At 52.8% G+C, this 6,294-nt stretch carries 6 protein-coding genes; all 6 read right to left on the bottom strand.

From position 1 onward, the window contains the following. Positions 1–121: 121 nt before the first annotated feature. The 6 genes from CLV80_RS12745 to CLV80_RS12720 all read right to left on the bottom strand — a co-directional run bounded on the left by CLV80_RS12745 (position 122) and on the right by CLV80_RS12720 (position 6,292). Positions 122–694: a hypothetical protein gene (locus CLV80_RS12745; RefSeq protein WP_106358321.1), complete on the bottom strand. Its 573-nt coding sequence runs from the start codon at positions 692–694 to the stop codon at positions 122–124. A gap of 118 nt (positions 695–812) precedes the next feature. Further along, entirely contained in the window at positions 813–1,913 is a 1,101-nt protein-coding gene (locus CLV80_RS12740; protein WP_106358320.1) for a helix-turn-helix domain-containing protein, read from the bottom strand. 151 nt (positions 1,914–2,064) lie between these two features. Then, on the bottom strand, positions 2,065–2,760 hold the full coding sequence (locus CLV80_RS12735; RefSeq protein ID WP_106358319.1) for a 4'-phosphopantetheinyl transferase family protein: 696 nt from the start codon (positions 2,758–2,760) through the stop codon (positions 2,065–2,067). Next, on the bottom strand, positions 2,757–3,920 hold the full coding sequence (locus CLV80_RS12730) for an acyl-CoA dehydrogenase family protein (RefSeq protein ID WP_243394557.1): 1,164 nt from the start codon (positions 3,918–3,920) through the stop codon (positions 2,757–2,759). The genes CLV80_RS12735 and CLV80_RS12730 overlap by 4 nt, the downstream gene beginning before the upstream one ends. Before the next feature lie 11 nt (positions 3,921–3,931). Beyond that, positions 3,932–4,948 carry an LLM class flavin-dependent oxidoreductase gene (locus CLV80_RS12725; RefSeq protein ID WP_106358318.1) on the bottom strand — a complete coding sequence of 339 codons (1,017 nt, stop codon included), beginning with the start codon at positions 4,946–4,948 and terminating at the stop codon, positions 3,932–3,934. A gap of 27 nt (positions 4,949–4,975) precedes the next feature. Further along, a complete protein-coding gene (locus tag CLV80_RS12720) occupies positions 4,976–6,292 on the bottom strand; it encodes an FAD-dependent oxidoreductase (protein ID WP_106358317.1) in 1,317 nt (438 codons plus the stop codon). Positions 6,293–6,294 lie beyond the last annotated feature (2 nt).

The raw sequence follows: 6,294 nt of genomic DNA, 5'->3' as shown, positions 1-6,294 counted from the left end.
GCCAGCAGAGGTATTCTGCGAAAAGATGTTGGAGGAATTGCGATGACACTCCTACCCTGACACCAACAAGAGTCGCGGTTCAGGTATCGTGCACACCAGTCAGGGAGAAATCACTGACGAGTTATGCGCCAGAAAAGTCGATGTCGGACAGGACAACATCCACGTTGATTTGAACGTCATCGCGTGACATTTCAGCTGCGAAGTTTAGGTCAAGCGCAGCCTTTCGGCCCGTCATCGCAAAATGATCGGCACGGCCATCAAACTGGATCACCGAATTTTCGGACCGAATAGTGATATCGCCAAACGCGCCTTGGATGTTCGCAGCCAGATTTTCCAAACCGATGTCGAGTCCAAGCCCAGCAGGCATTGCAATCGCGAGGTCTGGATCGCACCAAGGGCCAAAACGGAACCCTTCTTTGACGACCTCAATCAACAAAACATCGCCTTCTTGCGATACGCGCGTCGCAAAGGAACAGCCGATGTTATCCTCTGCGGTCACGTTGATTTGGTTGGTGCCGGGCTGCGTCGTGTGCAACTGCAATGCGGTGCCTGCACCGCGCAATTTGATCGTTTGCACGTTTCCAGACAGCGTGACGTTCTGGTGCTGTTCAGCCTGCAACAGATTGGGGGCTGTACTGAGCACAATGATCGCCGCACTCGCATAGGCAAAAAGACGTTTAGTTTTCGGTTCCATGGTCAGTTCCTTTCAGAAATCCTCTGAAATCAACTTGGGCTTTCCCGCTTGTTCAAACGACCTGATTCAGGTTTTAAGACGTCCTATGAAAGGAATTGATCCGTTTGGCGCAGGCTTTCTAGGCGGTTTGATCAGAATGGAAATGGTTCTTTTTCCCCGATTTTCCAGTCGCTTGCGGTGCACGTTGCGGAACATTCCTGCTGCGTGCACGCGCGCGCCATGCGCTTGGCGTAAACCCCGTGACCCTGTGGAATTCACGGTTGAAATTAGACTTCGTCGTGAACCCGACCTCAAACACAATCTCGGTTACTGGCGTATCGGTTTCCTCCAGAATGCGACAGGCATCTTGGATCCGAAAACTATTCACATATTGAGGGATATTCATCGCACGCACAGAATTCACCGCGACGGATACCTGACGGTACGGGATGCGAATGCGGCGTGCAATCTGGTCAAGCGTCAGGCTTTCGCTCCGATACAGGTGATTTTCAGACATCTCAGCGTCGAGACGGTCCAGAATATCTTGGGCGCTGATTTGGTCGTCAGAGACCGGGGCCACGACGCGCGCACTTGTTGCTTTGAACGATGTATTCGTGCCCGAGCGCAGAAACACGAAGCTCAAAATTACTAACAGTGTTAAGTTCGAATACCCGATCAAGGCGGATGAGATTTGGCTGTCGTTCATTTGGATATCGGCCATTACCAACGCATCGACGCAGGCCGAAATGATCAACAACGTAGCCGCGATCAGAAATGCCCGTTGTATTGGAAGGATTGCGTTCAAAGGGCGACTTGAGAACCAATCAAGGTCCCGCCGCGATCCTAGCCACATCAAATGCGCTCCAAATATGGTGTAATTTGCAATCGCGATCAGATCCAACTGGCTAGTGTACCCTAGGGCAAATGCAGTATTCAACGCCACCAGCAGCAGCACGATACCAGCCACTACCAACAAACGCTTTTTGTAGTCGATCCGTCCGGCCATTTGGTTCAACGCAAGCCATGTGAGCGGCGGCAGGATATTTGCGAACGAGATAATGACATTGGGCGGGATGGTGCCAAGTCCCCAATGAAGCCCCAGAAGAACCGACTGCAGCGCGTAGGCCGCGATAGTGATCAAAACCAAAGTGGGAAGGCCTCGACCAACATAGCGGGACAAATGCAACAAGATATAGATCAAGAAAAATGCGGTGAGAAATGGGAGAGGGAAGAATATCATTTCTTACTCCAGTCAGGTCTTAGGCCGGTGCGGTGGGCCACTCATTCGGTATTCACACAACTTAAAATCGACGAAAACTATATCACATGCTGATCCATTAAGAACAACCATAACGATATGTGTTGTCAAGGTTTTCGTGTTTCTTATCGCCCTATGCAGCAACAGATCGATCCAAAACTGTTGTGGCATTGTAAGTGGCAATTGTAACAGGTCGATGCGTGTTAACGGCAATCGCAGCATAATAACCCAATGGCATTTCGATTTCGCGAAGGTTCCATCCGGGGTGCGATGTGCAGCGCACATCTGATGGTTGGCTGATGTCGACTTCAAAACTGTTCAACTTGCGTGCGAGCCCCTCGCCGGTCGCCTTGATAAAAGCCTCTTTAAAGGTCCAAAGTCGTGTAAATGTGTGGTGATGCTCCTGATCTGACAACGGTTTTAACGCAGCGGCTTCGTCTGGTGCAAAAAATCGCTGGCCGGTCTTACGATCAAGCTTGCGGTCACGTTGCAGTTCGATGTCGATGCCAACAGGGGCCGTATGCGTGACGGCAATCACCGCGCGGCGGCCCGAATGGCTAATCGAGAACGATGGTCCAGCCGCTCCTTTAATTCTTGGCTTGCCGTTCCAACCAGTATCAAAGGCCACATCTGACGGATCAAATTGCATCCAATTGCCCAGTATCTGACGTAAACGCACATGCGTGAGCAGATACAATTCTCGTGCCTCAACACATTGAATATCCTGTGCGACGTTCATTTCTGTTGCGGACAAAACGGTAAGCTCAGGCGATGCGTCGCTATCCAGATTCACATGCCAGACATGCACTGTGCAAGGTGAAAGGGTCATAACACGCTTGCCAATCCACGCCCGATAACATCCAGCATGATCTCACTGGTGCCGCCCCACACGGATTGCACGGCGCTATCTGACATGTCCTGCATCGCCTGCTGGCCGCTATCGCCACTGATCCCCGCAGCGCCACGGAACTGAACACCCAGCGCTGCAATCTGGCGCAATGTTTCGGTCGCGCGAAGCTTTGCCATACAGGCCGATTTCGGATCTGGATGTCCTGCATTCGCTGCCACGATACACTGATCAATGAACGCACGATTAACAGCGCAGGAACTATACAGATCAGCCAAGGAAAACCGGGTATTTTGATAATCGAGAACCGTACCTTCGGCAGTTGGCCGCCCGTCACAATCAGCAATCAGATCGTATAACAATCGTTCAGCAAACGCTTGTGCATATATCGCCAAAACAAGGCGCTCTATCCCCAAAAACGTCATCAAGTAGATAAAACCCATGCCCTTTGCGCCAAGCAAATTCGTTTCTGGAACCACGCAATTTTCATATGTAATCTGCCCCGTATTCAACGCAGGCATCCCGGCCTTTGAAATCGCGTGTCGGTGGGTGCCTTGACGTTCGGTTTCGGCCATCACAAGGCTAATCGCAGGCTGCGCATTCGCTGCACCTGGATCATCAGATCGGGCTGCGACAATGATAACATCCGCCTCAGATCCGTTAGAAATGTGCGTTTTTGTACCGTTCAGAACGAAACTATTGCCGTGGCTAGTCGCGGTCGTGGTCAGGGCGGAGATGTCGCTGCCCCCCTGTGGTTCTGTCATAGCAATCGCACCCAACGTTGCGCCACATGTGAAATCCGGCAACCAGCGTTTTCTTTGCGCTTCACTGCCGAGTTTTAGAATAAACGGGGCAACGATATCGCTTTGTAAACAAGTCAAAATACCTGAAATTCGGCGATCCGCCAGCGCTTCGATGACGACAACACTTTCCAGAAAGTCGCCGCCGTGACCGCCATATTCGGCCGGGATCGTGCGGCACAAAAGGCCATTTTCCCCTGCCTGGTGCCAAATGTCGCGCGGTGTGGCTTGTTGCGCCGCCCAATGGTCGTGAAACGGGACAACCTGGCTGTCCAAGAATCCCGAAACTTGGTCTTTCAATTCCAGATGATGGGCGTCGAAAATAGTACGTTTGAACATCATTGTGGCTTTCTTCAAACAGCGTGCGAAAGCATGTTTGCCGTCGCGGGACTGTGTCGAACCGCGCGCATGGCATGGGCCAAATCGTCTTCGGATTCCGGGACGTCGAGGATCAAATCACGAAACCCGAGGGCCGCATATTGGGTGATATATTCACCAACCTCTTCGTAAGTCCCGACAAGATAAGGGCAAAATGTGCGGTAGTTTTTGATTGGGTACAGCCAATACGCTCCGTCGCGGGCATCATGCAAGTCATCGGCCATGGCCGCGATTTCCTGATGCCAGATCGAATCTGAGGTGCTGCGCGCCATCTTATGCGCCATCTGTCCGCGCCGGTCAGATGGGAACCGATTACGCGCAACTTGCCACGCCTCAGCAGCCGTTTCGCGTGCGATAATCCCAAAACGCAGCCCCAGTTGTCCGGCTCCGGGAAGCGGCGCCTTGACCGCCAAATCAGCAGGGGGTTTGGTATAACTAAACCGGGTCGCCTCTAGTGTCGCGGCGGCTGTAATGCAGGCATCAGACGCGCCTGACAGGTAGATATCTGGCATCAAATCAGGTGACAAAATAGGGTCTAGTTTGAGGTTTTTGACCTGATAATACGCACCGTCAAATGTCACGGACTCACCGCGCAGCAATGCCTTCATGATCAAAGTATATTCGATCAAACGGTCATAGCGCGGGTCATGGTCAGTATCATCGCCAAGCTTTTCTAAGTCTTTCTTGAACCCACCTGCCACCATGTTGAGCGCAATTTTACGTTGGTACAAAAACGCCAACGACGCGATTTTACATGCAGCGGCGTAGGGTGACATGTAGACAGGCTGCACCGCGACCAGAGGCACAAAATCTTTGGTGCTTTCCAAAACGACCTGTGCAACGGTCCATGGATCGATCAGGCTATTGTCCGTGTAAATCAGCATCCCTTCGACGCCCACAGTTTCGTTCCATCGCGCCAAATCCCGGACAGCATTTAAATAAGCGCCGGGTTCAAAACGCACGGATGGCGGGGCAGTTGTCAGCAGTTTCATAGGGTGGTCTCCTGTCAAAACGTATATTTAACCGGCAGTCGCCAGCGGTTCTGTAAGGGCTGAAAAAGGGTCAAGCATATGCAAGGTACGATCAACTTGGCGGGCCATATCGGGCCGCACCGTTGCCGCAGCAAAAGCCGCGCCTAACGCAAGGGCCTGCCGGCGGGCATCGGGATCCGCATCAGCTTGGAAGTTCGGATATGACATGTCGACGGCACGGCCGATCTGCCACGCATTACGCGAAATTGCTAAGGCTTGGGATAAATAAGTATCTTGCAAAATCTGCCCATCACGACGGGAATTGTCAGCAAATACATCCCCCAACGCCTCGGCCTGCAATGCTGCGACACTCATGCCTTGGGCATGCAGTGGGTTAAACGTCGCAACAGCATCACCAATCGGTAGAAACCCACTGGGCAAACGCGCACTTTCAAAGTCACGCAAACGCACTGTCCCGATATGAAACCGGCTGACGTCACCAATAGGCGCTATATCTTCACAAATCTGGCGATATTTCGGGTCAAAATCACCCATCAACGCCTGCAAGAACGCTTCTGCAGTTTTCGGAACTGCGGCACCAAACCTGTCGGTAATCGTTGCAATCCAACGTCCACCTTCAATCGGCGCAAGAACCAGCCCACGTGTCGTCGGTGCCTGCGCAAGTTGCAGCCATGCACAAGGGGCATTATCAGTATCGGCCCGGTCTAAAATCATGCTGGCGTAGCGAACATCAGGTGAAGCAACCGTCTCTGACAACGAGTCATAGCCCAGATCATGCAGCCATTTCGTCGTCTGACCGGCCCGTCCTGACGCATCAATCACCCATGATGCCGGTAGTTGCGATAGGGCATTGCTGTCCGTTGCAATTTGTACACCGGTCAAACGCACGCCCTGTCCTTCAACCAGCCCATACACCTTTGCGCATTTGATCTGAACATTTGTCAACGCAATGACACGTTGGCGGATCAAAAATTCGAGATGAACACGGCTTTGCGACAGGATCACCGGACCCGTGTCATGGGGCAGCGCCCAGCGATGTCCATCAAAGCTGCGCCACCGTGACCGAACCGCCAAACTGAGACTTCCGGCTGCCACCGCGTCTTCGATGAAGCCCGGTAGCAGCCGATCAAGAACGCCACGCCCACTGTCCAGCAACGCATGAACATGCGCCCCCTGCGGCACCCTGCGACGGGGCACGAGGGGCGCATGATGCAGGTCGTCTTGTTCAACCAGCGTAACGTGATCCACGTGCGGGGCCACTGCTGCAGCCGCCATAAGTCCGGCAATGCCCGCACCAATGACAACCACGTTTTGTTGATCACGATTTTCTGCGCTGGTGGTCATGG

Source organism: Yoonia maritima (assembly GCF_003003285.1).
Classification (GTDB): Bacteria; Pseudomonadota; Alphaproteobacteria; order Rhodobacterales; family Rhodobacteraceae; genus Yoonia; species Yoonia maritima.
This window is presented reverse-complemented; position numbering and strand designations above follow the sequence as displayed.

Bases quoted from the DNA above. Each gene is read 5' to 3' on its own strand.
- CLV80_RS12735 (WP_106358319.1), bottom strand. From the start codon at position 2,760: ATGACCCTTTCACCTTGCACAGTGCATGTCTGGCATGTGAATCTGGAT.
- CLV80_RS12725 (WP_106358318.1), bottom strand. From the start codon at position 4,948: ATGAAACTGCTGACAACTGCCCCGCCATCCGTGCGTTTTGAACCCGGC.
- CLV80_RS12745 (WP_106358321.1), bottom strand. From the start codon at position 694: ATGGAACCGAAAACTAAACGTCTTTTTGCCTATGCGAGTGCGGCGATC.
- CLV80_RS12720 (WP_106358317.1), bottom strand. From the start codon at position 6,292: ATGACCACCAGCGCAGAAAATCGTGATCAACAAAACGTGGTTGTCATT.
- CLV80_RS12730 (WP_243394557.1), bottom strand. From the start codon at position 3,920: ATGATGTTCAAACGTACTATTTTCGACGCCCATCATCTGGAATTGAAA.
- CLV80_RS12740 (WP_106358320.1), bottom strand. From the start codon at position 1,913: ATGATATTCTTCCCTCTCCCATTTCTCACCGCATTTTTCTTGATCTAT.